Raw genomic sequence first — 25,925 nt, forward strand, 5'->3', positions numbered from 1 at the left:
TAAAGGGGAAGCACCGGGTGGACGATTACCAGCAGACGATACGCACCTTGTCTGATCGCATTGTGCTGGCGCAAACACCGATCCGCGTCCTCGACGCCGTGAAATGGGACGAGAACATTCGCCAGGGGTTCCTCAAGGCCAAGGGCAAGGCCATGCCCGCCGTGGACCGCGACTACTACCTGAATCGCCCGCTGTCGTTCGATTCCAGCGCGGTCAAGCTGGAGTTCCAGAACATCGAGCGCGATATCACCCGCCGCCTCGGCCAGTTCAGCCCGGTGGGGCAGATCATGCGTCGCATGTGCCGCGAATACCGCATGGTGGTGCGTATGCTCGAGGCCCGTGGCACCGAGGATTTCGGCCTGATTTCCCAGGAACTGTACGGTGCCGCTTCCGATGCCTTCCATGCCGGTGACCCGACCCTGGCCGACCTGGGCCTGATGCTCTCCGACTACCTGAACAATATCGATGGCCGTGGCGACCTCAAGGACGAGGCCAAGACCCTTACCGCCAAGGATGCCGTGGCGTTGCTGCAAACGCGCTTGAACAAGGTGTTTGGCGAGGCCGAAGAAACCATCCGTGTCTTCGAGTCCGACGGGATCGTCGCCGACGCGGCGGCAGGCGCCGACTACATCAAGATCCGCGCCGATGCGATGTTCAATGAGCGTGATGTGCGTGCCCTCGAAGTGCATGAGGGCCTGGTGCACGTCGGCACCACCCTCAATGGCCAGAACCAGCCGATCTGCACCTTCCTGTCCAAGGGCCCGCCGTCTTCCACCGTGACCCAGGAAGGCCTGGCGATCCTGATGGAGATCATCACGTTTGCCTCCTACCCGAGCCGCCTGCGCAAACTGACCAACCGCACCCGCGCCATCCATATGGTGGAGGAGGGCGCCGATTTCCTGCAGGTGTTCGAGTTCTTCCGCGAGCAAGGCTTTGAAATGGCTGAGAGCTATGGCAACGCCAGCCGGGTGTTCCGTGGTTCGGTGCCTGATGGCCTGCCGTTTACCAAGGATTTGTCCTACCTCAAGGGCTTTATCATGGTCTACAACTACATCCAGCTGGCCGTGCGCAAAGGCAAGCTGGAACAAGTGCCGCTGCTGTTCTGCGGCAAGACCACCCTGGAAGACATGCGTACCTTGCGCCAACTGGTCGACGAAGGCCTGGTGGTGCCACCCAAGTACCTGCCCGAGCAGTTCCGCGACATGAACGCGCTGGCGGCGTGGATGTGCTTCTCCAACTTCCTCAACCACCTGAGCCTGGACCGGATCGAGGCGGATTACTCGAATATCCTGTAAAGGATGTACTGACGAAGCCGGCTCGAGAATCTGTGAGGGGCGGTGCGACGATTCGACTATCAGCGAGGCTTCAACGGATGAGAATCCTCGGCATTCTTTGCCTGCTACTCACATTGAGCGGTTGCAGCTCCTTGTTGTTCTATCCCGAGCCCGGCCTGCCGTTCACGCCGGAAAAAGCTCATCTGCCATATCGCGACGTCACCCTCACCACGGCCGACGGGGTCAAGCTGCACGCATGGTGGCTGCCGGCCAAGCCCGGTGTGCCGCTCAAGGGCACCGTGCTACACCTGCACGGCAATGGCGGCAACCTGGCCTGGCACCTCGGTGGCAGTTGGTGGTTACCCGAGCAGGGCTATCAAGTGCTGCTGCTGGACTATCGCGGCTATGGGCTGTCCGAAGGCAAGCCCTCGTTGCCGGCGATCTATCAGGACCTGGATGCCGCCTTCGCTTGGATCGACAAGGCGCCCGAAACCCAGGCCCAACCCTTGATCGTCCTTGGCCAAAGCTTGGGCGGCGCACTGGCGGTGCATTACCTGGCTGTCCACCCGGAGCGTCAGGCCCGGCTCAAGGCCCTGGTACTGGATGGCGTACCGGCCAGTTATCGTGACGTAGGACAATTCGCCCTGAGCACCTCCTGGTTAACATGGCCGTTTCAGGTGCCGTTGTCCTGGCTGGTGCCAGACGGCGATAGCGCGATCCATGCGATGCCCAAGCTGACCGGTGTACCGAAATTGCTGTTCCACAGCCTGGATGACCCGATCGTGCCGCTGTCCAATGGCATCCGCCTGTATCAGGCCGCGCCGCCGCCGAGGGTGCTGCAACTGACCCGAGGTGGGCATGTGCAGACCTTTGCCGACAAGACCTGGCAAACCGTGATGCTGCGCTACCTGGATGACCCGCAACACTTCAATGGCCTGCGTCGCCTCGGCGAAATTCCGAACTACCCCATTCCTAAAGTTGACTCATCAGAGAGCCCGCAATGAGCGAAGAACGCAACATGATCCCGCTGATTCTCACTGGCATCGGCACTATCATCGGCACCGTTGGTTGCCTGTGGTACTACGGCTACCTGCACTTCGCCAAGCCGGAAGATGCGTTGCTGCTCAGTGACTTCACCATGCTCAAGACCGTGCCGGGCGAGGACTACAAGATCTCCCTGACCCCGGCCGCCCAGGTGGCGCAGTGCGTCGATGGCGTGTTGGTACTGTTTGATACCGAACAAAAAGGCCTGACGGGCGTATTGGTGAATAGCAAGAAACAGGCGGTGCGTTGCATGGGCCAGGAAACGCCACAGTTGCAGGAGTAGGGCCGAAATCTGCTGCCACCGTGTGAGAAACCGGCTTGGAGCGCTAGGAGCAAGAGCCCAAGTAAACCGCAGGTTTATAGTTCAAGGCATGTCAGAACCGAGAGTCGCCGGAACCATTTACAGTCGATTACCACAGATTTCGGACTGATCAGCGTCGCTGAATCGGTTCGTTCTAATTCATTAATCCGGAGTCGACTATATGAGCATAGGTGGTGTTGGCGGCAATTCTCCAATGGACGGTGTCGGTTCTCAGGGCAGTGGTTCGGGCCAAAATGAACTCGGCGCGCTCAAACAGCTGGCTGAGGCGCTGAAAAAGCAGATTGAAGCGATGCAAAGCCAGGGAGGTGGGGGCGCCGAAGGCGGTGGCGAACTTGATGAACTGAAGAAACTGCTCAAGGAACTGATGGAAAAGATCGAGAAGCTGCAAGGCGGCCAAGGCGCCGATGGAAACAAGTCTGGTGCAGAGGGTGATTCAGGCAAAGTCCAGGCGACGGTCGAGCAGAGTAAAGTGTCGATCGCTTTCTGATGAATGTATCGTCACCAAGAACCCCGCCTATTGGCGGGGTTCTTTATGCTGCGTCAGACGATCAGTAGGCGACGGACGAGCGCGGCTTGACCGGCTGGTTATCGTTGGAGATGGTCACTTCAACGCGGCGGTTCATGGCGCGGCCCGACACGCTGCCGTTATCGGCAACCGGGTATTCCTTGCCGTAGCCGGTGGTCACGATGCGGCGTGGGTCAACGCCCATCTTGATCAGTGCAACCTGCACCGAAGCGGCACGGCGCTCCGACAGGCTCTGGTTGTAGGCATCACTGCCGGTGCTGTCTGTGTAACCTTCGACGATCACCTGGCGATCCGGGTTTTCCTGAAGGAACTGAGCCAGCTTGTTGATGTTGACCAGGCCGCTGGCCTTCAGGTCGGCCTTGTTGGTAGCGAACAGCACGTCACCAAAGGTCACGAGGGTGCCGCGCTCGGTTTGCTTGGCGTTCAAGCTGTCCTGAAGTTGCTTGATCTGTGCATCACGGGCTTCGAGCAGTGCACGGGCACGTTCGTCTCCAGCGTTTTTCAGCTTGGCTTCGGATTCGCGCAGCGCGATGGTGTCTTTGGCCACTTCAACGCGCTGGTTGGTCAGGTAGGCCAGTTGGTCAACTTTCTTCTGGTCTTCCTTGTCGCGGTAAGCCTTGTCGGCTTTGTCCAGCCAATCCTGGGCGTCCTTGGTTTCCAGGGCCGCTACTTTGGTGGCATTCGGGTTGGCTTGCAGGGCCGAGAAATTGGTCCGTGCGTTTTCCAGGTTCGCGTTTGGCGGGGTGGAGCAGGCCGCCAGGGCAACGCTCATCGCCAGCAGGGCAGGGATCATCAATTGTTTACGCATAGTCGTGTCGTCCTTTCAATTCGATATCGGGTGCAATGCAATCAGGTGCGGCGCTTTATTTCTGCTGGATAGCAGCCGGGCGCATGCCTTCCTGACGCAGCTCCTGAACAGCTTTCTGGGAATCCTTCACAGCCTGTTCGGCCTTGGCGGCCTGGGCTTTACGCTCGGCGACGCGAGCGTCCCACTCAGCTTGTTCGGCCAGGCGACGGGCTTCGTCGTAGTTCTTGTCGTGCATGGCGATCTCGGCTTGCTTGAGCTTGTCCTGGGCCGATTTCATTTCAACTGCTGCGTACTCGGTGCCGCCGGCGCTGACTGCGCTGTTTACCGCGGACTGAGTCACCGCGTATTGCTCGGTTGGCGGGTTGCCGGCGCAACCAGCCAGAACGAAGCTGGTGCCGATCGCCAGCGCGGCCAATTTAAGCCCGCGCAGGTGGTTAAACGAGGATTTGGCTGTGCTGGTCTTCATCGTCTTCAACTCCATTGGATAACTCCTGAAAAACATCAAAATCCATGTCACTGGTCAGTGGTTGCGGCGGCTGGCGGTAAAGCAACCAGTGCCCTTTCAAACGACTGTTCCAAGTGATGGCTTACTGGTTGTGACCGGAGGCTTTTTTCAAAAGTTCAGACGAGATGGCTATTTGCCTAAAAATAAATCTGACCGATTGGTCAGCGAATAAAAGATGGAACTTTTGCCGCGCGCAGGGGTACGCCGAGCCTCTGAGAGGCCCGGAATACCGGGGTTAAACGGGGGAGGAAAGGAGGGGGCTCAGTGCTTCTGCTCGTCGGTACTGGCCGACAAATCGTGCAGATAGCGTCGCGATAGACTCAGGAAGCGCGGGGTCGGGCCGACGTCTTCGTACAGCGGATCGCCCTCTTCGTCGGTGGCAATCACGTGCTGGCCCTTGATGTAGGGAAAGCTGGCTTCCAGCTCTTCGAGGGCGGCACCGATCAGCTCGCCGAGCAGTTCTTCGGTGTTGCGCTTGGGGTACATTTCGGCAATGGCCGCCAGCCTTGCGGCGGCCTCCACATCCAGATGGATCGCATATTCGGTCTTGGTCAAGCGACCCTTGGCGTTCTCTTCCCAATGCTGGGCCAGTTCTCGAATTTTCATGGCAACCTCAATAAAGCCTGCGGTAGCGGGCGGTGATGAGTGACCAGTCGCTCGCATGGATAACGCGACGACTCACAGTTGAGACTAGCTGCAAGTCACAAGGTTTAAAGTCTTGTCATAAAACCAGGCTGGCGGCACTCTGACAGATCTGCGCGTCCCGGATTTCTGGCTGGAGATTGGCTGATGAGTGATATCGATGCACGCTTGCGCGAGGATGTTCACCTGCTGGGTGAGCTGTTGGGCAATACCATTCGAGAGCAGTACGGCGATGATTTTCTCGCCAAGATCGAGCAGATCCGCAAAGGAGCCAAGGCTGACCGGCGCGGCGCCGTCTCGGATAAAACGGCTGGCGATGAACTGAGCAGCAGCTTGAACCAGTTGCAGGAAGACGAACTGCTGCCCGTCGCCCGGGCCTTCAACCAGTTCCTTAACCTGGCCAATATTGCCGAGCAGTACCAATTGATTCATCGGCGCGATGAGTCGCAACCGGCGCCCTTCGAAGCACGCGTATTGCCGGAGTTGCTGGCCCGCCTGCAACGCGAAGGCCACAGCAACGAGTCGCTGGCCCGCCAATTGGGGCGCCTGGAAATCGAGCTGGTGCTCACCGCCCACCCCACTGAAGTGGCGCGGCGCACCCTGATCCAGAAATACGATGCGATCGCCGCGCAACTGGCGCTGCAGGATCACCGCGACCTCACCACGGCCGAGCGCGAGCAGATTCGCGAGCGCCTGCAGCGGTTGATCGCCGAAGCCTGGCACACCGAAGAAATCCGCCGCACCCGGCCCACTCCGGTGGACGAGGCCAAATGGGGTTTTGCGGTGATCGAGCATTCGCTTTGGCATGCGATCCCCAATTACCTACGCAAGGCCGACCATGCGCTGCATGCGGCTACCGGCCTGCACTTGCCACTGGAAGCCGCGCCGATCCGCTTTGCGTCCTGGATGGGCGGCGACCGTGACGGCAACCCGAATGTCACCGCGCCGGTCACCCGTGAAGTGCTATTGCTGGCCCGCTGGATGGCCGCCGACCTGTATCTGCGCGATATCGATCAATTGGCCTCGGAACTGTCGATGCAACACGCCAGCCCGGCGTTGCAAGCCAAGGTCGGTGACAGCGTCGAACCCTATCGGGCGTTGCTCAAGCAACTGCGTGACCGCTTGCGCGCGACCCGCAGTTGGGCTCAGGCTTCGCTGACTGTCGCCACCCCGGCGAGCGCAGACGTGTTGCAACACAACCGTGACCTGCTCGAGCCGCTGGAGCTTTGTTACCAGTCGCTGCATGAATGCGGCATGGGCGTGATTGCCGATGGCCCATTGCTCGATTGCCTGCGTCGTGCGGTCACCTTCGGCCTGTTCCTGGTCCGCCTGGACGTGCGCCAGGACTCCAGTCGGCATACGGCGGCCATGACCGAGATCACCGATTACCTCGGCCTGGGTCGTTACGAAGACTGGAACGAGGAGATGCGCATCAGCTTCCTCATGAAAGAGCTGGCCAACCGTCGCCCCCTGTTGCCGGGCTATTTCAAGCCGTCGGCGGACACGGCCGAAGTGTTGAATACCTGCAAGGAAGTCGCCGCCGCACCGGCCGCCTCCCTGGGTTCGTACGTCATCTCCATGGCCGGGGCCGCCTCGGATGTGCTGGCGGTGCAACTGTTGCTTAAAGAGTCGGGCGTGCAACGGCCGATGCGGGTGGTGCCGCTGTTCGAAACCCTGGCCGACCTGGATAACGCGGGCCCGGTGATCGAGCAACTGTTGCTGTTGCCGGGTTACCGCGCACGGTTGCAGGGCCCGCAGGAAGTCATGATCGGTTACTCGGACTCAGCCAAGGATGCCGGCACCACTGCCGCTGCCTGGGCGCAGTACCGTGCCCAGGAACGCTTGGTGGATATCTGCCGTGAGCAACAGGTGGAACTGCTGTTGTTCCACGGTCGCGGTGGCACCGTGGGCCGTGGCGGCGGCCCGGCCCACGCGGCGATCCTGTCGCAGCCACCGGGGTCGGTGGCGGGGCGTTTCCGTACCACCGAACAAGGGGAAATGATCCGTTTCAAATTCGGCCTCCCAGACATTGCCGAGCAGAACCTCAATCTCTATCTGGCTGCCGTGTTGGAAGCGACGCTGCTGCCACCGCCGCCACCGGAGCCTGCGTGGCGGCATTTGATGGATGAATTGGCGGCAGACGGTGTCAGCGCCTATCGCGCCGTAGTGCGGGAAAATCCGCAGTTCGTCGAGTACTTCCGCCAGTCGACGCCGGAGCAGGAACTCGGTCGCTTGCCTCTGGGTAGCCGCCCGGCCAAGCGCCGTGCCGGTGGTATTGAAAGCCTGCGGGCGATTCCGTGGATCTTTGGCTGGACCCAGACCCGCCTGATGTTGCCGGCATGGCTGGGCTGGGAAGCGGCCCTGAGCAAGGCGCTGGAGCGTGGCGAAGGCGAACTGCTGGGGCAAATGCGCGAGCAGTGGCCGTTCTTCCGCACCCGCATCGATATGTTGGAAATGGTGCTGGCCAAGGCCGATGCCGACATCGCGCGGCTGTATGACGAGCGCCTGGTGCAGCCGGACCTGCTGCCATTGGGTGCGCATTTACGCGACCTATTGTCGCAGGCGTGCCAGGTGGTACTTGGCCTGACTGGCCAGTCGCAACTGCTGGCGCATAGCCCCGACACCCTGGAGTTCATCCGCCTGCGCAATACCTACCTGGACCCTTTGCACCTGTTGCAGGCCGAACTGCTGGCACGCTCCCGTCAACAGGAAGCGGCGCAGGACAGCCCTCTGGAACAAGCGCTGCTGGTGTCCGTGGCCGGTATCGCCGCCGGGTTGCGTAACACCGGCTGAGGTTTTTTGCGCGTTCTCGACGCCTTGCCGGTAAACCGTGACGACCGCCCTGAACGGGCGGTCGTTGTTTGAGCGGCCGGGTTGCACCCAGGCACACCCTACCTATGACGTATGCGCGGCGCGGGTTCCTCCGACTTTTGGCGGCTTGTGTGGTTAGGGCCTGCTGTGTATCTTGATCAGCCTTTGGCCGTTTGGGCGGCTTGGGCCCATATTTTTATGAGCCATATTTTTACGAGATTGGCCCCACGCGGCGAATCCGAGCGTCATCTCTATAAAAAATTGAGGAGCACATCGATGCGCGTCATTCTGCTGGGAGCTCCCGGGGCCGGTAAAGGTACTCAGGCAAAGTTCATCACTGAAAAATTTGGCATTCCACAAATCTCCACCGGTGACATGCTGCGCGCTGCGGTAAAAGCAGGCACCGAGCTGGGCGTTAAAGCCAAAAGCATCATGGATGCCGGTGGCCTGGTGTCCGATGACCTGATCATCGCATTGGTCAAGGACCGTATCGCGCAACCTGACTGCGCCAAGGGTTTCCTGTTCGACGGCTTCCCACGCACCATTCCCCAGGCTGAAGCCCTGGTGACGGCTGGTGTCGAGTTGGACGCCGTGGTCGAAATCGCGGTTGAAGATGAAGAAATCGTCCAGCGTATTGCTGGTCGTCGCGTTCACGAAGCCTCGGGGCGCGTGTACCACACCGTCTACAACCCGCCGAAAGTGGCAGGCAAGGACGATGTCACCGGTGAAGACCTGGTGCAGCGCAAGGACGACACCGAAGAAACCGTGCGTCATCGCCTGTCCGTCTACCATTCCCAGACCAAGCCGCTGGTGGATTTTTACCAGAAGCTGTCGGCTGCCCAAGGCAAGCCGAAGTACAGCCATATCCCTGGCGTTGGCTCGGTTGAAGCCATCACCGCCAAGGTGCTGCAAGCACTGAGCTGATCAAGTGATCGGCTTCATCGACAACGGCCCGCTTGCGGGCCGTTGTTGTTTATACTGGCGCACTTTTTTTCGACTTGGACACCGACACCGATGAGCACCCTGCTGGCCCTGGACACCGCGACTGAAGCTTGCTCCGTTGCCTTGCTGCACGATGGCAAAGTTACAAGCCACTACGAGGTGATCCCGCGTCTGCATGCGCAGAAGCTGTTGCCGATGATCAAGCAATTGCTTGAAGAGGCGGGCATTACCCTGTCTGCCGTGGATGCCATTGCCTTCGGCCGTGGCCCGGGGGCCTTTACCGGTGTGCGTATCGCCATCGGCGTGGTCCAGGGCCTGGCCTTTGCGCTGGAGCGCCCGGTATTGCCGGTGTCCAACCTTGCGGTGCTGGCACAGCGCGCCTTGCGTGAACACGGCGCGCAGCAGGTCGCGGCGGCCATCGATGCCCGCATGGATGAAGTGTATTGGGGCTGCTACCGCCAAATCGCTGGCGAAATGCGCCTGGTGGGGGTGGAAGCTGTACAGCCACCGGAGGCAGCGGTTTTGCCGGAGGATGCCAGCGGTGATTGGTTCGGTGCTGGCACTGGTTGGGGGTATGGCGAGCGCATGGGTGTGCCGCTGGTGGCCCAGGATGCCACCATGTTGCCCCACGCCGAAGACCTGCTGACCCTGGCGCGCTTTGCATTCGAGCGTGGCGAGGCGATTCCGGCCGATCAAGCCGCGCCTGTGTACCTGCGCGACAAGGTGGCGCAAACCAAGGCTGAGCGCGGGATAATTTGACGCCAAAAATGATGGCAATTTGGGGCAAAAGTCGCCAATCGTCAGAATTTGCCCGCGTTTTTAAACCTTTTTCAAATTATGTGTTCTAGTTATCACCAGAGCATTTGCGCGCCACGGATCGCGCCACTAAAATGCCATCACCGATACCGAGTTCGCATGTATGCGCATAGACGGCTTTTCCTCACAGTCCTACCCCCTCAAGCGTAAGCCACGTAAGGCGAACGTCACGGTAGACGATTCCGTTGAGGACTCGCCGGACTTCATCGATGTCCAGTCTGAGGCATCGTCCAGCGCCCAAGGCTCCGCCAGCGCCCGTACCAGCGGTCTTCCCGCCCGTCAGCAAGATATGGTCTTCCCTCGCTCCATGAGCAAAAGCGTTGCCACCGCACTGGCCAGCTACCTGACCACCGCCGGTTTTGTTGAATGGGATATGGAAGTGCTGGGCCTCGATATTCATATCTGATGCGCCTGCCTTACTACATTGGCTGCCCGTCCTGGAGCGAAAACGCCTGGCGCGAGTACCTGTACCCTGTCGATGCGCGTTCCAGCGATTACCTTGCCCTGTATTCCCAGGTCTTCAACGCCGTTGAAGGCAATACCACGTTTTATGCTCGCCCCTCGGCCGCCACTGTGCAGCGCTGGGCCGAAATCATGCCTGGGGATTTTCGTTTCACCGCTAAATTCCCGGGTGATATCAGCCATGGCGGCGACTTGCGTGAGCAGTTGCCGGCGGCGGAAAGTTTTGTCGGCCTGATGAGCCCGCTGGGTGAGCGCGTCGCGCCACTGTGGCTGCAACTGTCGGCGAGTTTTTCACCGCAACGCCTGGGCGAACTGGCCGGGTTTATCGATGGCTTGGAGCGGCCCATGGCGGTGGAAGTGCGGCATCCGGAGTTCTTCGCCAAGGGCGATGCCGAGCGCATGCTCAACCGCCTGCTGCGTGACCGTGGTGTCGAGCGGATCTGCCTCGACCCGCGCGCCTTGTTCAGTTGCACATCCACCTCGGCTGCGGTGCTGCACGCACAATCGAAAAAACCCAAGGTGCCACCACGCCCGGCGGCACTGACGCTGTTTCCCCAGGTACGGTTTATCGGTCATCCGGAGCTTGAGGCCAACGACCCGTTCCTGCTCCCGTGGGTGGAAAAAATCGCCGGTTGGATTGAAGAAGGGCGCACGCCCTACATGTTCCTGCACACCTCCGATAACCGCCTCGCCGCGCAGTTGGCCCTGCGTTTTCACGACCAGCTGATGGCGCGCTTGCCGGGCCTGCCAGGCTTGCCGACCTTGTATCGGGAACCCGCAGCGGAGCAACTGGGGTTACTCTAGGGCTCCTTTCCCCGCCAGGAGTCAGTCATGGATGCCCAAACCCTTCGCGCCGAAACCTTCAAGGCCCTGCACGAGCGCGATCGCGCGTTCGTGATGCCCAACCCGTGGGACGCCGGCTCGGCGATCATGCTCGCCAGCCTCGGCTTTGAAGCCCTCGCCACCACCAGTGCGGGTTACGCGTTCAGCCTGGGCCGCCCGGATGCCGAGGGTGCATTGTCATTGGACGACACCCTGGTGAATGCCGGCATGATTGCCTGGGCCACAGCGTTGCCAGTGGCAGCCGACCTCGAAAACGGTTTCAGCGACACGCCCGAAGGCTGTGCCCAGACCATCCTGCGTGCGGCGGCGACCGGTATCGTCGGCGGCTCTATCGAAGATGCCACGGGCATTGCCGTCGACCCGATCTATCCTTTTGATTTGTCTGTCGAGCGTGTGGAAGCGGCTGTTGCCGCGGCCCGTAGCCTGCCGTTTCCCTTCATGCTGACGGCGCGCGCAGAAAACCTGCTGCATGGTCGCCTGGATCTGCCCGATACCCTGCGCCGCCTGCAAGCCTACGCCGAGGCCGGCGCCGACGTGTTGTACGCACCGGGCCTGCGCAGTGCCGAGGAGGTGCTGGCGGTGGTCAAGGCCGTTGCGCCCAAGCCGGTGAATGTGCTGATGTCCGGCGGCCTGAAACTCAGCGTGGCGCAACTGAGCGAGATGGGCGTCAAGCGCATCAGCGTTGGCTCCGCCATGGCGTTGGCGGCCTATGGTGAGTTCTACCGGGCGGCGCAGGAGGTGTTTGAGTCGGGCACTTTTACCTTCACCGAGCGTTCGATGTCGTATAGCCAGGCCAGCCAATTCTTCAAGAAATGATCGGGGCGTTGTTTCAAGTTCACGCGTGGGCTGCTGTTGCTGGCGGCTGCCTGCGCGTTGGGCTTACGCCGCCAGGCGCAGGTTCTGGGTGACCAGTGGGCGTGCCCAGTAGTAGTCGAAGTCCAGGGCCTTCTGCTGGGCCGCGAGTTCTTCGCTCGGGTACGGCGTGGCCGGTGGTGGCAGCAAGTCCAGTTCGAACTCGGCAATCGGCAGGTGCAGTGGACGCGGTTCCGGCGCTGGGCCTGGCTCGGGTAGCGGCTGGCCTGCGGTCAGGACAAGCGGGCGTACCCAGCTGCTTTCAAAGTCTTGCTGGCGCTGCTGGGCGACGATTTCTTCCGCTGGAAACGGGCTGGCCGGCGGGGGCAGCAAGTCGGTTTCGAATTCCGCGATCGGCAGGAACAATGGCTCAGGTGGGGCGATTTCGGTGTCTTTTACATCGCATTCACGCTGGGTGAGGATTTGCGACAACAGGTCCGCGCCTTCGCTGGGTTCAACCGCAGGATCCACCGGAGCCGGCGCCTTGGCGGCGAGCGCGTCCGGCGTATCGCCGAGCTGCTCGGCCAACGCTCGGGCGAAGAAGTCCTGCCATACATGACTCACCCCGGCCAGCGCTTGAGTATTGCGCAGGCCGTAGTGGTTATGGGTGGGCAGTACACCGATGGTTAGGGGAAGAATGTCTGACATTTTTCTCGGTCGACGCTCAGCTCTGGCAAAATACCTGACTGTTGTTTTTATCGGCCGTTGTTTGCCGATCCTTAATATTTTTGAGCGTAGCGATTGATGAGCGAACAACCAGCGGCCAGCCGCATTCGGGTCGAGGCCTTGGCCGAGGGTTTCCAGGCCCGCGCCGAGCAGTGGGCTGAGCAGCTTGGCTTGCCTCTGCAACTGACGGAGGCGGATTTCTCCCTGCAAGTGGGTGAGCATGGCCTGCAATTGCAACAGCTCGGGCCCGAGGCGCCGGGGCCGGTGCGTGTGGATTTTGTCGAAGGGGGAGCGGCCCATCGGCGCTTATACGGCGGGGGCAGCGGGCAAATGATCGCCAAGGCCGTGGGCGTTGCCCAAGGCGTGCGCCCACGGGTGCTGGATGCTACGGCGGGGCTGGGCAAGGACGCGTTCGTACTCGCCAGCCTGGGTTGTACCATGAGCCTGATCGAGCGCCAGCCGCTGATCGGCGCCTTGCTCGAAGATGGCCTGGCGCGCGGTGCGCAGGACTTTGAAGTGGCGCCGATCGTGGCACGCATGGCGTTGCTCAAGGGCAATTCCATCGATGTAATGCTCAATTGGCAGGGCGAGCCGCCTCAGGTGATCTATCTCGATCCGATGTTCCCACACCGTGAGAAAACTGCCCTGGTTAAGAAGGAAATGCGCTTGTTCCGGCCATTGGTGGGGGATGATCCGGATGCGCCGGCCTTGCTCGCGGCGGCGCTGGCGCTGGCCAGCCATCGGGTGGTGGTCAAGCGCCCGCGCAAGGCTCCATGTATCGAAGGACCGAAGCCGAGCCATGCGTTGGATGGCAAGTCCAGCCGGTATGACATTTATCCCAAGAAAGCGCTCAAGCCTTAAACGTATCCAGAGTGTCTTTGTGGCGAGCGGGCTTGGTGGCGAGCGGGCTTGCCCCGCGTTGGGCTGCGCAGCAGCCCCAGTAAGAACACCACGTTTACTCAGGTAGACCTAGGCGTAGGGTTTTGGGGCTGCTGCGCAACCCAACGCGGGGCAAGCCCGCTCGCCACAACAAGCCTGCTCAAGCCCACTCAAGCCCACTCAAACCCACTCAAACCCGTTCAAGCCTGCTCACGCCCGCTCAAACTCTATAGGCCCGCATAAACAACCCCACTACCTCCTGCACATGAGCTTCGGCCGCTTCTTCGCTCAGCCGGTCACCACAGCCATACAGCAAACAGAAATTCGCCGCGCCCTTGAGCAGGCAGAAGAAGTGCTCGGCCGCGACCAGCGGTTTATCGATGTTCAGGGCACCGCTCTGATCAATCCGGCTGAGCAGGCGCTCCATGCCCTGCAACATGCGCATGGGCCCGGCTTCAAAGAAAATCTGTGAGAGTTTCACGTCCTGGTTGCCGGTGGTCATCATCAGGCGATGCAGGTTCACCGACTCCTCGCTGTTGATCAGTCGATGGAACCCGCGCGCGATATTCAGCAGCACCGTCTGCACAGGCACGCCCTCCGGCAGCTCGAAATACATTACCGGCAACTGTTCTTCGCACTTGGCCACCACGGCCGCGGTGAACAAGGTCTCTTTGTCGGTGAAGTGGCTGTAGACGGTCAGTTTCGACACGCCGGCCTCAAGGGCCACGGCATCCATGCTGGTGTTGGCGTAGCCATTGCTCAAAAACAGGATTTTCGCTGCTTCGAGGATTGCCTGGCGTTTTGCCATGTCCTTGGGACGCCCAGGGCTATTGGTGGATACAGGATTGTCGGACATTTTTACCTTTAATACTGGACTGGCGAGTTTGGTATTAATAACATACCGGCAAGTATAATTATTCCTAGCTCCATTTGCGAAAGGTCCTTCAGCATGCGCAGCTCTTTCCTGCCTCTTGCGTTGCCAGCCAGCCTGGTCTTCCTATTGGCCGCCTGTGGCCATGAAGAAGCGACCCCAACGTCCATTCGCCCGGCCATGGTGGTGCAACCGCAGCCATCGGCGCAGGCGATGGACAGCTATCCCGGGGAGGTGCGCGCCCGTTATGAGCCTGACCTGGCCTTTCGCATCGGCGGCAAAGTCAGCAAGCGGCTGGTGGAGGAGGGCGAGCGCGTCAAGGCCAACCAGGCGCTGGCGGAACTCGATCCCCAGGATGTGCGCCTGCAATTGGAGGCCACCCGTGCCCAAGTCGCGGCCGCCGAGGCCAACCTGAGCCTGGTGCGTGCCGAGCGTGATCGCTACAAGACCCTGATGGACCGTCAGATGGTCAGTCGCTCCCAGTACGACAATTCGGAAAATCTCTACCGCTCAGGTGTTGCACGCCTCAAGCAGATCAAGGCCGAGTTCGACGTGGCCAATAACCAGGCCGGCTACGCCGTGTTGCGTGCGCCACAGGACGGTGTGGTCGCCAAGCGCGTGGTGGAAGTCGGCCAAGTGGTATCCGCCGGCCAGACCGTGTTTACCCTCGCCACCGACGGTGAGCGAGAAGTGCTGATCAGCCTGCCCGAACAAGGCTTTGGTCGGTTCAAGGTCGGCCAACCGGTAGCGGTCGAGTTGTGGAGCCAGCCAGACCAGCGGTTTGCCGGACGTATACGTGAACTGTCCCCCGCCGCCGATCCAAAATCACGCACCTTTGCCGCCCGAGTCGCGTTCACCAGCGGCAAAGTCCCGGCTGAACTGGGCCAGAGTGCTCGCGTATTCATACAGGCCGACGGCATTGTTCCGCTGTCGGTCCCGCTGTCTGCCCTCAGCGCGGAAAACGGTGCTTCCTACGTCTGGCGCGTACTGGCGGACAACTCCCTTAAGCGCACCCCGGTTCGTATCGGCGCCTTCGGTGAAAAAACCGTGCCGGTTCTGGAAGGGCTGAGCCCCTCTGACTGGGTGATTGCCGCCGGCGTGCACGTGCTCCATGAGGGCCAGCAAGTGCGCCCGGTGGATCGCTCCAACCGTGTCGTGAACCTGGCGGCCAACAAGGAGTAGTCCCCGATGGGTTTCAATCTTTCCGAATGGGCGTTGCGTAATCGCCAGATCGTACTGTTCCTGATGATACTTCTGGCAGTGGTCGGCACCTTGTCCTACACCAAGCTGGGGCAAAGCGAAGACCCGCCGTTTACCTTCAAGGCCATGGTGATCAAAACCAATTGGCCAGGGGCCACCGCCCAGGAAGTCTCGCGCCAGGTTACCGAGCGCATCGAGAAAAAGCTGATGGAGACCGGCGAGTACGAACGCATCGTTTCGTTCTCGCGCCCCGGTGAGTCCCAGGTCACTTTTATCGCCCGTGACGCCATGCGCTCGGCGCAGATTCCCGAGCTGTGGTACCAAGTGCGCAAGAAGATCAGCGATATTCGCCAGACCTTGCCGCCGGATATCCAGGGGCCGTTTTTCAACGACGAGTTCGGTACCACGTTCGGCAATATCTACGCCCTGACTGGCGACGGCTTCGACTACGCCGTGCTCAAGGACTACGCCGACCGCATCCAGATTCAGCTGCAACGCGTACCCGATGTGGGCAAGGTGGAGCTGCTGGGCCTGCAGGACGAGAAGATCTGGATTGAACTGTCCAACCTCAAGCTTGCCACCCTCGGCTTGCCCCTGGCGGCGGTGCAACAGGCGTTGCAGGAACAGAATGCGGTCTCCACCGCCGGTTTCTTTGAAACGCCGAGTGAACGTGTGCAACTGCGGGTCTCCGGCAACTTCAAGACGGTCGAAGAGATCCGTAATTTCCCGATTCGTGTGGGTGATCGTACCTTCCGTATCGGCGATGTCGCCGAGATCCACCGCGGCTTCAACGACCCACCGGCACCGCGCATGCGCTTTATGGGCGACGACGCCATCGGCCTGGCGGTGGCGATGCGCGACGGTGGCGACATCCTAGTGCTGGGCAAGGCGCTGGAAGGGGAATTCGCACGCTTGCAGAAGAATCTCCCGGCAGGCATGCAGTTGCGCAAGGTGTCGGACCAGCCGGCGGCGGTGAAAACCGGTGTCGGAGAATTCGTTCAGGTGCTGGCCGAAGCGTTGGCCATTGTATTGCTGGTGAGTTTCTTCTCCCTCGGCGTACGCACTGGCATGGTGGTCGCCCTGGCGATTCCGTTGGTGCTGGCGATGACCTTTGCCACCATGTATTACCTCGGCATCGGCTTGCACAAGATTTCCCTCGGCGCCTTGGTATTGGCCCTGGGCTTGCTGGTGGATGATGCAATTATCGCCGTGGAAATGATGGCGATCAAAATGGAGCAGGGCTACGACCGGCTCAAGGCCGCCAGTTTCGCCTGGACCAGCACCGCATTCCCGATGCTCACCGGTACGTTGATCACGGCGGCCGGCTTCCTGCCCATTGCTACGGCGCAATCGAGTACCGGCGAATACACCCGCTCGATCTTCCAGGTGGTGACCATTGCGCTGCTGGCGTCATGGGTGGCGGCGGTGGTGTTTGTGCCGTATCTGGGGGAAAAACTCCTACCGGACCTGGCGAAGATTCATGCGGCCAAACACGGCGTCGACGGCCCGGATCCCTACGGCACGCCGTTCTACCAGCGCGTCAGGCGTTTGGTGGAGTGGTGCGTGCAGCGGCGTAAAACCGTCATTGTGCTGACCCTGCTGCTGTTTATCGGCTCGGTGGCGCTGTTCCGTTTTGTACCGCAACAGTTCTTCCCGGCTTCTGGCCGCCTGGAACTGATGGTCGACCTGAAACTCGCCGAAGGCGCTTCCCTGAGCAGCACCGCCGACCAGGTCAAACGGCTCGAAGCCTTGCTGAAGGAACATGCCGGCATCGACAACTACGTGGCCTATGTGGGCACCGGTTCGCCGCGGTTCTACCTGCCTCTGGACCAGCAATTACCCGCCGCCAGCTTTGCCCAATTTGTGGTGCTGGCCAAAACCATCGAAGAACGCGAAAGCCTGCGCACCTGGCTGATCGAAACCCTCAACGAACAATTCCCCGCCCTGCGCTCGCGCGTTACCCGCCTGGAGAACGGCCCTCCCGTGGGCTACCCGGTGCAGTTTCGCGTGACCGGTGAACATATCGAAGAGGTCCGCGCCCTGGCACGCAAGGTGGCGGCCAAGGTGCGCGAAAATCCCCACGTGGCCAATGTGCACCTGGACTGGGAAGAGCCGAGTAAAATCGTCTACCTCAATATCGACCAGGACCGCGCCCGTGCCCTTGGCGTGAGCACCGCCAACTTGTCGAAGTTCCTGCAGAGCTCCTTGACCGGCTCCAGCGTCAGCCAATTCCGGGAGGACAACGAGTTGATCGAAATCCTCCTGCGCGGCACCGTGCATGAACGTACAGAACTGTCGTTGCTGCCGAGCCTCGCCGTGCCCACCGACAACGGCAGGAGCGTGGCCCTGTCGCAGATCGCGACCCTCGAATATGGCTTCGAAGAAGGCATCATCTGGCACCGCAACCGCCTGCCGACGGTGACCGTGCGCGCGGACATCTACGGTAAGGAACAACCGGCGACCCTGGTCCAGCAGATCCTGCCGACCCTGGAAGGCGTACGTGCCGAGTTGCCGGACGGCTATCTGTTGGACGTCGGCGGTACCGTCGAAGACTCCGCCCGTGGGCAGAACTCGGTCAAGGCCGGCGTGCCGCTGTTCATCGTGGTGGTGCTGACCCTGCTGATGCTGCAATTGCGCAGTTTCTCACGCACGGCGATGGTATTTCTGACGGCGCCGTTGGGCTTGATCGGCGTGACATTGTTCCTGTTGGTATTCCGCCAACCCTTCGGTTTTGTGGCCATGCTCGGCACTATCGCGTTGTCGGGGATGATCATGCGTAACTCGGTGATCCTGGTGGATCAGATCGAACAGGACATCAAGGCTGGCCTGGCGCCGTGGCAGGCGATTATCGAAGCCACCGTCCGACGCTTCCGGCCGATCGTTCTCACAGCGCTGGCGGCGGTGCTGGCAATGATCCCGCTGTCTCGCAGTGTGTTCTTCGGGCCGATGGCGGTGGCGATCATGGGCGGGTTGATTGTGGCGACGGCGTTGACGCTATTGTTCCTGCCGGCCCTGTATGCTGCGTGGTTCCGAGTGAGGAAGGACGACGCGTAATCATGTTGGCCACCGTTTCAGCCTTGATGTTGCTACTGCTTGCCCCTGGCCCCACCAACACCCTGCTGTTCCGTGCCGGGGTGTTGTTCGGGTTCAGGGCGTCATGGCGGTTGGCGTTTATCGAATGCCTGGCTTACCTGCTGCAGGTCACGGTATGGGGCGTTGCATTGCTCTATCTGGCCGCCTATTCACCGTGGGCGCTGAAGGCGACACAACTGGCCGCGGCTTGCTACCTGCTGTATGTGTCTTGCAAGCTCTGGCAACGTAAAAGCAGTGACGTGGGTGCGGGCAAGGACCGCTTCACCGGGCTGTATTTCTTTGCCATGACGGTCATGAACCCAAAGGGTTTGCTGATGGTGTCGTTTATTGCGCCAGCCGACGCCTTTACTACTGCGCCAGGCTATGTCGCCTTCATGGGGACGTTGGCGTTGGTGGTGGTCCCGGTGGGGGCTGCGTGGGTGCTACTGGGAAGCCGATTCGAAGGGATGCCGAAGAGCTGGCTGACGCCATTGAAGATCAACCGTGCGACATCAGTTGCGATCGGTTGCTTCGCCACCCTGATGATGGGGCGACTGGCTGATTCGGTCATGCATTAGGATCGTTCCCCGTTGCAGGGAACGATCCTCTCGCAGCTTACAGCGCGCCAAACACCTTCTTCGCCAAACTGGTGGCCGCCGCCGCCGGGTTCTTGCGAATGGTTTCTTCCTGTTGCGCAATCATCTTGAACAAACCGTCCAGCGCCTGCTCGGTCACGTAGTTCTCGACATTGGCGCTCTTGGCGTCGACCGCACCGAAGGCCGCAGCCTTGCCAGCCAGGGCGTTGTACTGCTGGGCCACGCCGACCTTGTCGGTGGCGGCCTTGACGATCGGCAGGAACTTGGCGCGAATTTGTTCGCGGCTGCTTTTGTTCAAGTACTGGGTGGCCGAGTCCTGGCCGCCGGTGAGGATGCCCTTGGCGTCGGTCACGCTCATGTTTTTCACGGCGTTCACCAGGATCGGCTGGGCTTGGGTCACGGCCGTTTCAGCCGCTTTGTTCATGCTGTCTTCCAGTTGAGTGACCTGATCACCCAGCCCGAACATTTTCAGCTTGTCGGCGACTTTGCCCAGCTTGCCCGGCAAGCCGATCTTCACTTCGGGGTTGTTGCTGAAGCCACCGGGCACGCCCAGCTGTTTCACGGCAATCTGTGCGCCTTGGGTCAGTGCGTCCTTGAGGCCGCCGCTGGCGTCGCCCTGGGACAGGCTGCCAAGGTCCAAGGCCATGGCGTTGGCGCCGAGCAGCAGGCCGGCGCACAGGGCAGTGAGGCGAAGGGAGTTACGGAGCATGGGCGCTTCCTTATGTTCGATGAATTCAGTGAGCGACCGCGTCAACCCGCAGGCGCAGCGGTTGTGGGGCCTGGCCGTTGAGCTGCACGGCGTGCCGTTCGGTGGTGATAAACAGTAGCTTGCCATCCAGTTCGATGCGAGCGCTGAGCGAATAACTGTGGCCGGGCTTGACCTGGGCGGGGTCGTAGCTCAGGTGAAACGGCAACGGCACCTGGCCTTTGACCGGGCCTTTTTGCTCGGCCAGGGTCACGGCGGGCGCATCCGCCAGGGACGCGTCCTGCAGGCTGACACTCAAGGTCGCGGTCGGCGGCAGGGCGATGCGTTGCAGGTAGAAGACCTCGCCGTCGAGGCTGGCCTTGGGCGCAGGGTGCATGGATTGGCAGGCTCCGAGCAGGGCGGTGAGGCCCAGGAGAATGATTTTTTTCATGGTGCGGCTCCTTGTAAGCGGCACCGGAATCCTTCCGGCACCTTATTCAATCTAGCGGCTTTCTTCAGGCTTGAGCGGGGCAGGTTCGACTGGCGCCTCCCCAGCACCATCCACGCGATGCAAGGCCACCTGGCGGATCGACAAGCGAATTTCGGCCGGCAGCACGCGCTTGGCGGCGCCTTCAGCCAGTTCGCCGAGCAGGTCGTGATAGCTCAATTTGCCGGCTTCATCGCGGCGCAGCACATCTTGCTCCAGCAGCGTCTGGATAAAATGTCGGAAAAGGCTCTTGTCGAAGAACTCCGGAGCATTGAGGCCATGCAGGATCGACAAGCGCTGGGCCATGATCGTGCACAGGTCTTCCAGCTCTTCGGCGCTGATACTGTTCTGGCCACTGTTGAGCAACAGCGAGATCGCCATGTAGAAGCGTTGCAGGGTCTGGGCGATGCTCTTGGACAGCAGCGTCAGCAATACAAAGTGCCGTGAACTCGGTGCCGGGCGCAGGTATACGTCGTTTTCGAAGCGCAGCAGCCCTTGCTCGATGAACGCTTCCAGCCACTGGTCGATCACCGTATCCAACTCTTCCAGCGACCAGCGGATAAACAGCTCCGATTGCAGGTACGGATACAGCGCGTGGGTGTAGCGCAGGATCTGCTCGCGGCTCATGCGCGAACTGCTCTGGAAGAAGCTCGCCAGCAGCGCCGGCAGGGCGAAGATGTGCAGTACGTTGTTGCGGTAGTAGGTCATCAGGACAGCATTCTGCTCGTCCAGGTACAGGATTTTGCCCAGGGCATCGCTCTGTTCCGACAACAGGTCCATGTCCTTGACGTGCTTGATCAGCGCCATGCCGTCGCCTTCGGGCAGCGTGGTATGGGGCGAGTAGGGCACGCGGCGCAACAGCGCCAGGTACAGGTCCAACTGACGGGCCATGGCCTGTTCGTCCAGGGCCAGGCGCGTGGTGGACAGCAACGCCAGGGCCACCAGGTTCACCGGGTTGACTGCCGCGGCTTCGTTCAAATGCCGCGCTACCTGTTCGCCGAGGCGGTTGGTGGTTTCGTTGAGCCACGCCGGCTTGTAGTTCGGGCCGAGCTCCTGGGCGCGCCAGTCGGGTTGCTCGGCATCGAGGAATTCCGCCAGCTTGATCGGCTCGCCAAAGTTGACCGCGACTTGGCCAAAACGCTGCTTGAGCGCGCCGACCACTTTGAAAATATCGAAGATCGATTCTTTCTTTTTGCTCGCGCCACGCAGTTCGCCGAGGTAAGTGCGGCCTTCGAGTACGCGCTCATAGCCGATATACACCGGCACGAACACAATCGGCATGCGCGAGGAGCGCAGGAAGCTGCGCAGGGTGATTGCCAGCATGCCGGTTTTCGGTTGCAGCATGCGCCCGGTGCGCGAGCGCCCGCCTTCGACGAAGTACTCCACCGGGAAGCCCTTGGTGAACAGGGTGTGCAGGTATTCGTTGAACACCGAGGTGTACAGCGGGTTGCCCTTGAAGGTGCGGCGCATGAAAAACGCACCGCCACGGCGCAGCAGGCTGCCGATCACCGGCATGTTCAGGTTGATCCCGGCGGCGATGTGCGGCGGGGTCAGGCCGTTCTTGAACAGCAGGTAGGACAGCAGCAGGTAGTCGATATGGCTGCGGTGGCATGGGACATAGATAACTTCGTAGCCCTGGGCAACTTTTTGCACGCCTTCGATGTTATTGACCTTGATGCCGTCGTAGATCTTGTTCCAGAACCAACTCAGCACCACTTCCAGGAAGCGGATCGCGGTGTAGGTGTAGTCCGAGGCAATCTCGTTGCCATAGCGCAACGCCTGGGCCTTGGCCTTTTCGGGGCTGATCTTTTCGCGCTCGGCTTCGTCGGCGATGGCTTGGCGCACCAGCGGCATATTCACCAGGCCCTTCACCAGGTTGCGGCGGTGGGACAGGTCGGGGCCGATGACAGCGGTTTTCAGGTTACGAAAGTGCACACGCAGGATGCGCTGGGCCATTCGCACGGTGCGTTCGTGACCTTTATTGTGCTCGATCAATTCACGCAGGTTGATGGGCGCGGAGAATTGCACGCGGGTCTTGCGCCCGAGGATCAGGATGCTCAACAAACGACGCAGACGCCCGGTGACCGCCCAACTGTCGGCAAACAGCAGTTTCCACGGGCTGGACTCGCTCTCGGGTGACTGCCCCCAGAACACGCTGACCGGAATGATTTGTGCATTCTCTTCGGCGTGCGCGGTGAGGGTGTCGACCAGGCGGGTCAGGGTTGGCGGCGCGCCGCGCTTGTCCTGGCGGCCGAGCCAATCGGGCTCGGGCGTGAGGTAGAAGAATGCCGCGGGCTCCATCAGCGGGCCCACCGACACCGGCAACACCGGGCGCGGCAGGCCGGCCTTGGTGCACTCGGCGTCGACTACGGCCAGTTCGGTCAGGGAGGGCGATTGCAGGACATAGAACACCGGTCGGCTGCGGTCGAGGTTAAGGGTTAGGGACGACTGGTTGATCGTCTCCGAGCGAACCCAGAGGTACAGCAGTCGGCGCAAGGTGCCAAACACCAGACGGCGGAACGGGGAGCGGGTCATAGGCGAGCTGCTTCAAGTGGGAAAAACCGAGCAGGTGCTCGGGCGGGTAGTGTGCCGTATTCGCCGAAAATCGGCAAAAAAGCAGCGATGTAAACTTGAGTTGATCGTTTTTGAGCCTGTCTTATACTCGGCAGTTCAACGCGACCGACTCAACAATAACAATCAAGTGGGGGTGAACAGATGGCAACGCGTGAAACCGGTAATGTGAAGTGGTTCAACGACGCCAAGGGCTATGGCTTTATCCAGCGTGAAGATGGCAAGGATGTGTTTGTGCACTACCGCGCCATTCGTGGCGAGGGCCATCGTTCCCTGGCCGAGGGCCAGCAGGTGGAATACGCCGTGGTGAGCGGCGAGAAGGGCTTGCAGGCAGAGGATGTGGTCGGTTTGTAATGCGGATTTGTTACACCGCAGGACCCATGTGGGAGGGGGCAAGCCCCCTCCCACATGTTGATTGTGGTTTACCGCTCAGGCTCAGGCAGTTTTCCAGGTGATCTGCTCTTCACCGTCTGTGCTGATGCGAATCCAGGTGTCGGCGCTTTCCTCACCTTCCTCCTCGACCCAGCTCCCTGGCGCGCAGCGCACTTCCACATTCAGCGCAGCAAACGCAGCGCGGGCGCAGGCAATGTCGTCTTCCCACGGCGTCTGGTCACTTTCCAGATACAGGCTGTTCCACTTGCCTACGGCTTTCGGCAGCCAGGTCACGGGCACGTTGCCGGCCTTGCACTTGTAGGTCTGACCCTTCTGCACCCAGTCGCTGCACGGGCCGAGGGCGGCGCCCAGCCAGGCGGCAATGGCCTTGTGGTCGACGTCGGCGTCCTTCAGGTAAATCTCGATATCGGGTTGGCGCATGGATGTTCCTCGTTGCGGGATTCGAAAATCCATTCGCGGATGTTTAAAAGTCGGTTATTGAAGCACGAAATAATCGTAACGCATCGATACGGTGACCCGCAGCGGTTCGACGGCCTCAATCACCTCGCTACGGCGCTCGGCACTGGCGCGCCAGCCGTGGGGCGTCATGGCCAGCAGGTTAGCGCGGTCCTTGGGCTCAGCCAGGCTAAGGGTGAACTCCAGGGTCTCGCTGTGCGCCAGGCTCATGCCGTCCGGTACCAGGGCCAGGTGCTTGTCGTCGGTGTATTCGCGCACTTCGTCGTACAGACGCTCGCGCAGTTCCATCAGGTGGCCGCGGGTGGGGCCGACTTTCATCAAGCCGCCGCCGGGGCTGAGCAGGCGTTTGGCCTCTTGCCAGTCCAACGGGCTGAACACACTGGCGAGAAACTGGCAGCTGGCATCGGCCAAGGGTACGCGGGCCATGCTGGCGATCAACCAGGTCAGCGCCGGGTTGCGCTTGCACGCACGCTTGACCGCTTCCTTGGAGATATCCAGGGCGTAGCCGTCGGCGTGGGGCAGGGCGTCGGCGATCTGTGCGGTGTAGTAACCCTCGCCACAGCCGATATCCACCCAGCGTTGCGGCGCGCGTTCGGCGGCCAGTTCGGCCAGGCGCTTGGCCACCGGGGCGTAGTGCCCGGCGTTGAGGAAGTCGCGGCGCGCCTCGACCATCGCCAGGTTATCGCCCGGGTCGCGGCTGTTCTTGTGCTGCACCGGCAACAGGTTCAGATAACCCTGGCGCGCACGGTCAAAACGGTGCCCGGCGGGGCACGCCACGCCATTGTCCACCGCGTTGAGCGGTGCGCTGCAAATGGGGCAGGCCAGCATCAGGCGAGCAACTTGATCAGGGTCTGGTAGTAGATTTCGGTGAGCACGTCGAGGTCGCTGGCCAGGATGCGTTCGTTGACCTGGTGGATCGTCGCGTTCACCGGGCCCAGTTCGACCACCTGGGTACCCAGCGTGGCGATGAACCGTCCATCGGAGGTCCCGCCGCTGGTGGACGCCTGGGTCTCACGGCCGGTGATCGCCTTGATGCTCGCCGACACGGCGTCGAGCAGCGCGCCTGGCTCGGTGAGGAACGGCAGGCCCGACAGCGCCCATTCCACATGCCAGTCCAGGCCATGCTTGTCGAGAATCGCCGCGACCCGTTGTTGCAGGCCTTCGACGGTGGATTCGGTGGAGAAGCGGAAATTGAACACCGCCGTCAGGTCACCCGGGATCACGTTGGTGGCGCCAGTGCCGGAGTTGAGGTTGGAGATCTGGAAGCTGGTCGGCGGAAAGAAGGCGTTGCCGTTGTCCCAATGCTCGGCGGCCAGTTCAGCCAGGGCTGGCGCGGCCAGGTGAATCGGGTTCTTTGCCAGGTGCGGGTAGGCCACGTGGCCTTGTACGCCGCGCACGGTCAGGGTGGCGCCGAGGGAGCCGCGACGGCCGTTCTTGACCACGTCGCCCACCAGAGCAGTGCTCGACGGTTCGCCGACGATGCACCAGTCCAGGCGTTCCTTGCGTGCCGCCAGGCGCTCGATCACGGCCTTGGTTCCGTGGTGCGCCGGGCCTTCTTCATCGCTGGTGATCAGGAAGGCGACCGAGCCCTTGTGGTCCGGGTAGTCCTTCACAAAGCGCTCGGAGGCAACCAGCATCGCGGCCAGGCTGCCTTTCATATCCGCCGCGCCGCGCCCGCAGAGCATGCCGTTTTCGTCGATCAGTGCGTCGAACGGGTCGTTTTGCCACGCCTGTACCGGGCCGGTCGGCACCACGTCGGTGTGGCCGGCAAAGCACAATACCGGGCCGTCATGCTTGCCGTGGGTGGCCCAGAAGTTGTCCACGTCTTCGATGCGCATCGGCTCCAGCGCAAAACCGGCGTCGCCCAGGCGCTGCATCATCAGCTTCTGGCAATCGGCGTCGATCGGCGTCACCGAGGGGCGACGGATCAGGTCGATGGCAAGTTGAAGGGTCGGCGAAAGATCGGCATGGGCCGTCATGGTAAAACTCCGGAAAGCGTGTAATGGGCGCAGGACGTAGGGTGGCGCAGATTCAGTGTGGGAGGGGGCTTGCCCCCGATGGCTGAGTGTCAGTCACTGCATCTGTTGACTGGCCCACCGCCATCGGGGGCAAGCCCCCTCCCACACAAAGCATTGGCCAAGGCCAAGACTCATAAAACGGCCGTTATCTTATAGCAAAACGGCGGCCAGAGGCCGCCGTTTA

26 protein-coding genes are annotated in these 25,925 nt (G+C 61.2%); 15 read left to right on the top strand and 11 right to left on the bottom strand.

The features are described from left to right. Positions 1 to 17 precede the first annotated feature (17 nt). The 4 genes from A7317_RS06010 (at position 18) to A7317_RS06025 (ending at position 3,127) form a co-directional block, all read left to right on the top strand. Positions 18 to 1,295, top strand: a complete 1,278-nt coding sequence (locus tag A7317_RS06010; protein ID WP_024073790.1) for a flavohemoglobin expression-modulating QEGLA motif protein — start codon at positions 18 to 20, stop codon at positions 1,293 to 1,295. A gap of 77 nt (positions 1,296 to 1,372) precedes the next feature. Beyond that, the gene (locus tag A7317_RS06015) at positions 1,373 to 2,278 is read left to right on the top strand and encodes an alpha/beta hydrolase (protein WP_069075379.1); all 906 of its coding nucleotides are present in this window, start codon (positions 1,373 to 1,375) and stop codon (positions 2,276 to 2,278) included. Continuing rightward, the gene (locus tag A7317_RS06020; RefSeq protein ID WP_024073792.1) at positions 2,275 to 2,601 is read left to right on the top strand and encodes a hypothetical protein; all 327 of its coding nucleotides are present in this window, start codon (positions 2,275 to 2,277) and stop codon (positions 2,599 to 2,601) included. Before A7317_RS06015 ends, A7317_RS06020 begins: the two co-directional genes overlap by 4 nt. Positions 2,602 to 2,800: 199 nt before the next feature. After that, positions 2,801 to 3,127 (top strand): hypothetical protein, encoded by a 327-nt coding sequence (locus A7317_RS06025; RefSeq protein ID WP_024073793.1) that lies wholly within the window; start codon positions 2,801 to 2,803, stop codon positions 3,125 to 3,127. Between the two features lie 61 nt (positions 3,128 to 3,188). Here the strand turns inward: A7317_RS06025 and A7317_RS06030 are convergent, their stop codons facing one another. From A7317_RS06030 to A7317_RS06040, 3 genes are all read right to left on the bottom strand, one after another. Then, positions 3,189 to 3,974, bottom strand: a complete 786-nt coding sequence (locus A7317_RS06030; protein WP_024073794.1) for an OmpA family protein — start codon at positions 3,972 to 3,974, stop codon at positions 3,189 to 3,191. A gap of 55 nt (positions 3,975 to 4,029) precedes the next feature. Beyond that, positions 4,030 to 4,455, bottom strand: coding sequence for a DUF4398 domain-containing protein (locus A7317_RS06035; protein WP_041160854.1), 426 nt, complete (start codon positions 4,453 to 4,455; stop codon positions 4,030 to 4,032). Positions 4,456 to 4,740: 285 nt separating this feature from the next. Next, entirely contained in the window at positions 4,741 to 5,085 is a 345-nt protein-coding gene (locus tag A7317_RS06040; RefSeq protein ID WP_024073796.1) for a hypothetical protein, read from the bottom strand. Positions 5,086 to 5,268: 183 nt separating this feature from the next. On the opposite strand from A7317_RS06040, the gene ppc reads away from it, so the two are divergent. The 6 genes from ppc (at position 5,269) to A7317_RS06070 (ending at position 11,811) form a co-directional block, all read left to right on the top strand. After that, positions 5,269 to 7,914 carry a phosphoenolpyruvate carboxylase gene (gene ppc, locus A7317_RS06045; protein ID WP_024073797.1) on the top strand — a complete coding sequence of 882 codons (2,646 nt, stop codon included), beginning with the start codon at positions 5,269 to 5,271 and terminating at the stop codon, positions 7,912 to 7,914. Positions 7,915 to 8,208: 294 nt separating this feature from the next. Beyond that, positions 8,209 to 8,856, top strand: a complete 648-nt coding sequence (gene adk / locus A7317_RS06050) for an adenylate kinase (RefSeq protein ID WP_024073798.1) — start codon at positions 8,209 to 8,211, stop codon at positions 8,854 to 8,856. Positions 8,857 to 8,946: 90 nt separating this feature from the next. Then, positions 8,947 to 9,633 carry a tRNA (adenosine(37)-N6)-threonylcarbamoyltransferase complex dimerization subunit type 1 TsaB gene (gene tsaB / locus A7317_RS06055; protein ID WP_024073799.1) on the top strand — a complete coding sequence of 229 codons (687 nt, stop codon included), beginning with the start codon at positions 8,947 to 8,949 and terminating at the stop codon, positions 9,631 to 9,633. 160 nt (positions 9,634 to 9,793) lie between these two features. After that, positions 9,794 to 10,096: a hypothetical protein gene (locus A7317_RS06060; protein ID WP_024073800.1), complete on the top strand. Its 303-nt coding sequence runs from the start codon at positions 9,794 to 9,796 to the stop codon at positions 10,094 to 10,096. Further along, positions 10,096 to 10,956: a DUF72 domain-containing protein gene (locus A7317_RS06065; RefSeq protein WP_024073801.1), complete on the top strand. Its 861-nt coding sequence runs from the start codon at positions 10,096 to 10,098 to the stop codon at positions 10,954 to 10,956. The genes A7317_RS06060 and A7317_RS06065 overlap by 1 nt, the downstream gene beginning before the upstream one ends. A gap of 27 nt (positions 10,957 to 10,983) precedes the next feature. Beyond that, positions 10,984 to 11,811: an isocitrate lyase/PEP mutase family protein gene (locus A7317_RS06070; RefSeq protein WP_024073802.1), complete on the top strand. Its 828-nt coding sequence runs from the start codon at positions 10,984 to 10,986 to the stop codon at positions 11,809 to 11,811. A gap of 63 nt (positions 11,812 to 11,874) precedes the next feature. Here the strand turns inward: A7317_RS06070 and A7317_RS06075 are convergent, their stop codons facing one another. Next, the gene (locus A7317_RS06075; protein ID WP_024073803.1) at positions 11,875 to 12,495 is read right to left on the bottom strand and encodes a hypothetical protein; all 621 of its coding nucleotides are present in this window, start codon (positions 12,493 to 12,495) and stop codon (positions 11,875 to 11,877) included. A 96-nt stretch (positions 12,496 to 12,591) separates the two neighbouring features. Here A7317_RS06075 and A7317_RS06080 point away from each other — a divergent pair, with 96 nt between their 5' ends. After that, positions 12,592 to 13,374: a class I SAM-dependent methyltransferase gene (locus tag A7317_RS06080; RefSeq protein ID WP_024073804.1), complete on the top strand. Its 783-nt coding sequence runs from the start codon at positions 12,592 to 12,594 to the stop codon at positions 13,372 to 13,374. Between the two features lie 238 nt (positions 13,375 to 13,612). On the opposite strand, the gene A7317_RS06085 is transcribed toward A7317_RS06080, so the two are convergent. Further along, positions 13,613 to 14,248, bottom strand: coding sequence for a TetR/AcrR family transcriptional regulator (locus tag A7317_RS06085; RefSeq protein ID WP_024073805.1), 636 nt, complete (start codon positions 14,246 to 14,248; stop codon positions 13,613 to 13,615). A 93-nt stretch (positions 14,249 to 14,341) separates the two neighbouring features. Here A7317_RS06085 and A7317_RS06090 point away from each other — a divergent pair, with 93 nt between their 5' ends. The 3 genes from A7317_RS06090 to A7317_RS06100 are packed head-to-tail and all read left to right on the top strand — an operon-like array spanning position 14,342 to position 19,113. Next, positions 14,342 to 15,445: an efflux RND transporter periplasmic adaptor subunit gene (locus A7317_RS06090; RefSeq protein WP_069075380.1), complete on the top strand. Its 1,104-nt coding sequence runs from the start codon at positions 14,342 to 14,344 to the stop codon at positions 15,443 to 15,445. 6 nt (positions 15,446 to 15,451) lie between these two features. Next, positions 15,452 to 18,517, top strand: coding sequence for an efflux RND transporter permease subunit (locus tag A7317_RS06095; RefSeq protein WP_069075381.1), 3,066 nt, complete (start codon positions 15,452 to 15,454; stop codon positions 18,515 to 18,517). Between the two features lie 2 nt (positions 18,518 to 18,519). Next, a complete protein-coding gene (locus tag A7317_RS06100; RefSeq protein WP_024073808.1) occupies positions 18,520 to 19,113 on the top strand; it encodes a LysE family translocator in 594 nt (197 codons plus the stop codon). 37 nt (positions 19,114 to 19,150) lie between these two features. On the opposite strand, the gene A7317_RS06105 is transcribed toward A7317_RS06100, so the two are convergent. The 3 genes from A7317_RS06105 to plsB are packed head-to-tail and all read right to left on the bottom strand — an operon-like array spanning position 19,151 to position 22,838. Beyond that, positions 19,151 to 19,840 carry a DUF4197 domain-containing protein gene (locus tag A7317_RS06105; RefSeq protein ID WP_024073809.1) on the bottom strand — a complete coding sequence of 230 codons (690 nt, stop codon included), beginning with the start codon at positions 19,838 to 19,840 and terminating at the stop codon, positions 19,151 to 19,153. A gap of 25 nt (positions 19,841 to 19,865) precedes the next feature. After that, positions 19,866 to 20,267 (bottom strand): YbaY family lipoprotein, encoded by a 402-nt coding sequence (locus A7317_RS06110; RefSeq protein ID WP_069075382.1) that lies wholly within the window; start codon positions 20,265 to 20,267, stop codon positions 19,866 to 19,868. A 51-nt stretch (positions 20,268 to 20,318) separates the two neighbouring features. Further along, positions 20,319 to 22,838: a glycerol-3-phosphate 1-O-acyltransferase PlsB gene (gene plsB, locus A7317_RS06115; RefSeq protein WP_024073811.1), complete on the bottom strand. Its 2,520-nt coding sequence runs from the start codon at positions 22,836 to 22,838 to the stop codon at positions 20,319 to 20,321. A 180-nt stretch (positions 22,839 to 23,018) separates the two neighbouring features. Here plsB and A7317_RS06120 point away from each other — a divergent pair, with 180 nt between their 5' ends. Further along, on the top strand, positions 23,019 to 23,228 hold the full coding sequence (locus A7317_RS06120) for a cold-shock protein (RefSeq protein ID WP_024073812.1): 210 nt from the start codon (positions 23,019 to 23,021) through the stop codon (positions 23,226 to 23,228). 81 nt (positions 23,229 to 23,309) lie between these two features. Here A7317_RS06120 and A7317_RS06125 read toward each other — a convergent pair whose 3' ends face one another. The 3 genes from A7317_RS06125 to dapE are packed head-to-tail and all read right to left on the bottom strand — an operon-like array spanning position 23,310 to position 25,702. Next, positions 23,310 to 23,687, bottom strand: coding sequence for a hypothetical protein (locus A7317_RS06125; RefSeq protein ID WP_024073813.1), 378 nt, complete (start codon positions 23,685 to 23,687; stop codon positions 23,310 to 23,312). Positions 23,688 to 23,741: 54 nt separating this feature from the next. Continuing rightward, on the bottom strand, positions 23,742 to 24,551 hold the full coding sequence (locus A7317_RS06130; protein ID WP_024073814.1) for a putative RNA methyltransferase: 810 nt from the start codon (positions 24,549 to 24,551) through the stop codon (positions 23,742 to 23,744). After that, positions 24,551 to 25,702 (bottom strand): succinyl-diaminopimelate desuccinylase, encoded by a 1,152-nt coding sequence (gene dapE, locus A7317_RS06135; RefSeq protein ID WP_024073815.1) that lies wholly within the window; start codon positions 25,700 to 25,702, stop codon positions 24,551 to 24,553. Before dapE ends, A7317_RS06130 begins: the two co-directional genes overlap by 1 nt. Positions 25,703 to 25,925 lie beyond the last annotated feature (223 nt).

It is taken from the genome of Pseudomonas fluorescens (genome assembly GCF_001708445.1).
GTDB classification, from domain to species: Bacteria; Pseudomonadota; Gammaproteobacteria; order Pseudomonadales; family Pseudomonadaceae; genus Aquipseudomonas; species Aquipseudomonas gorinensis.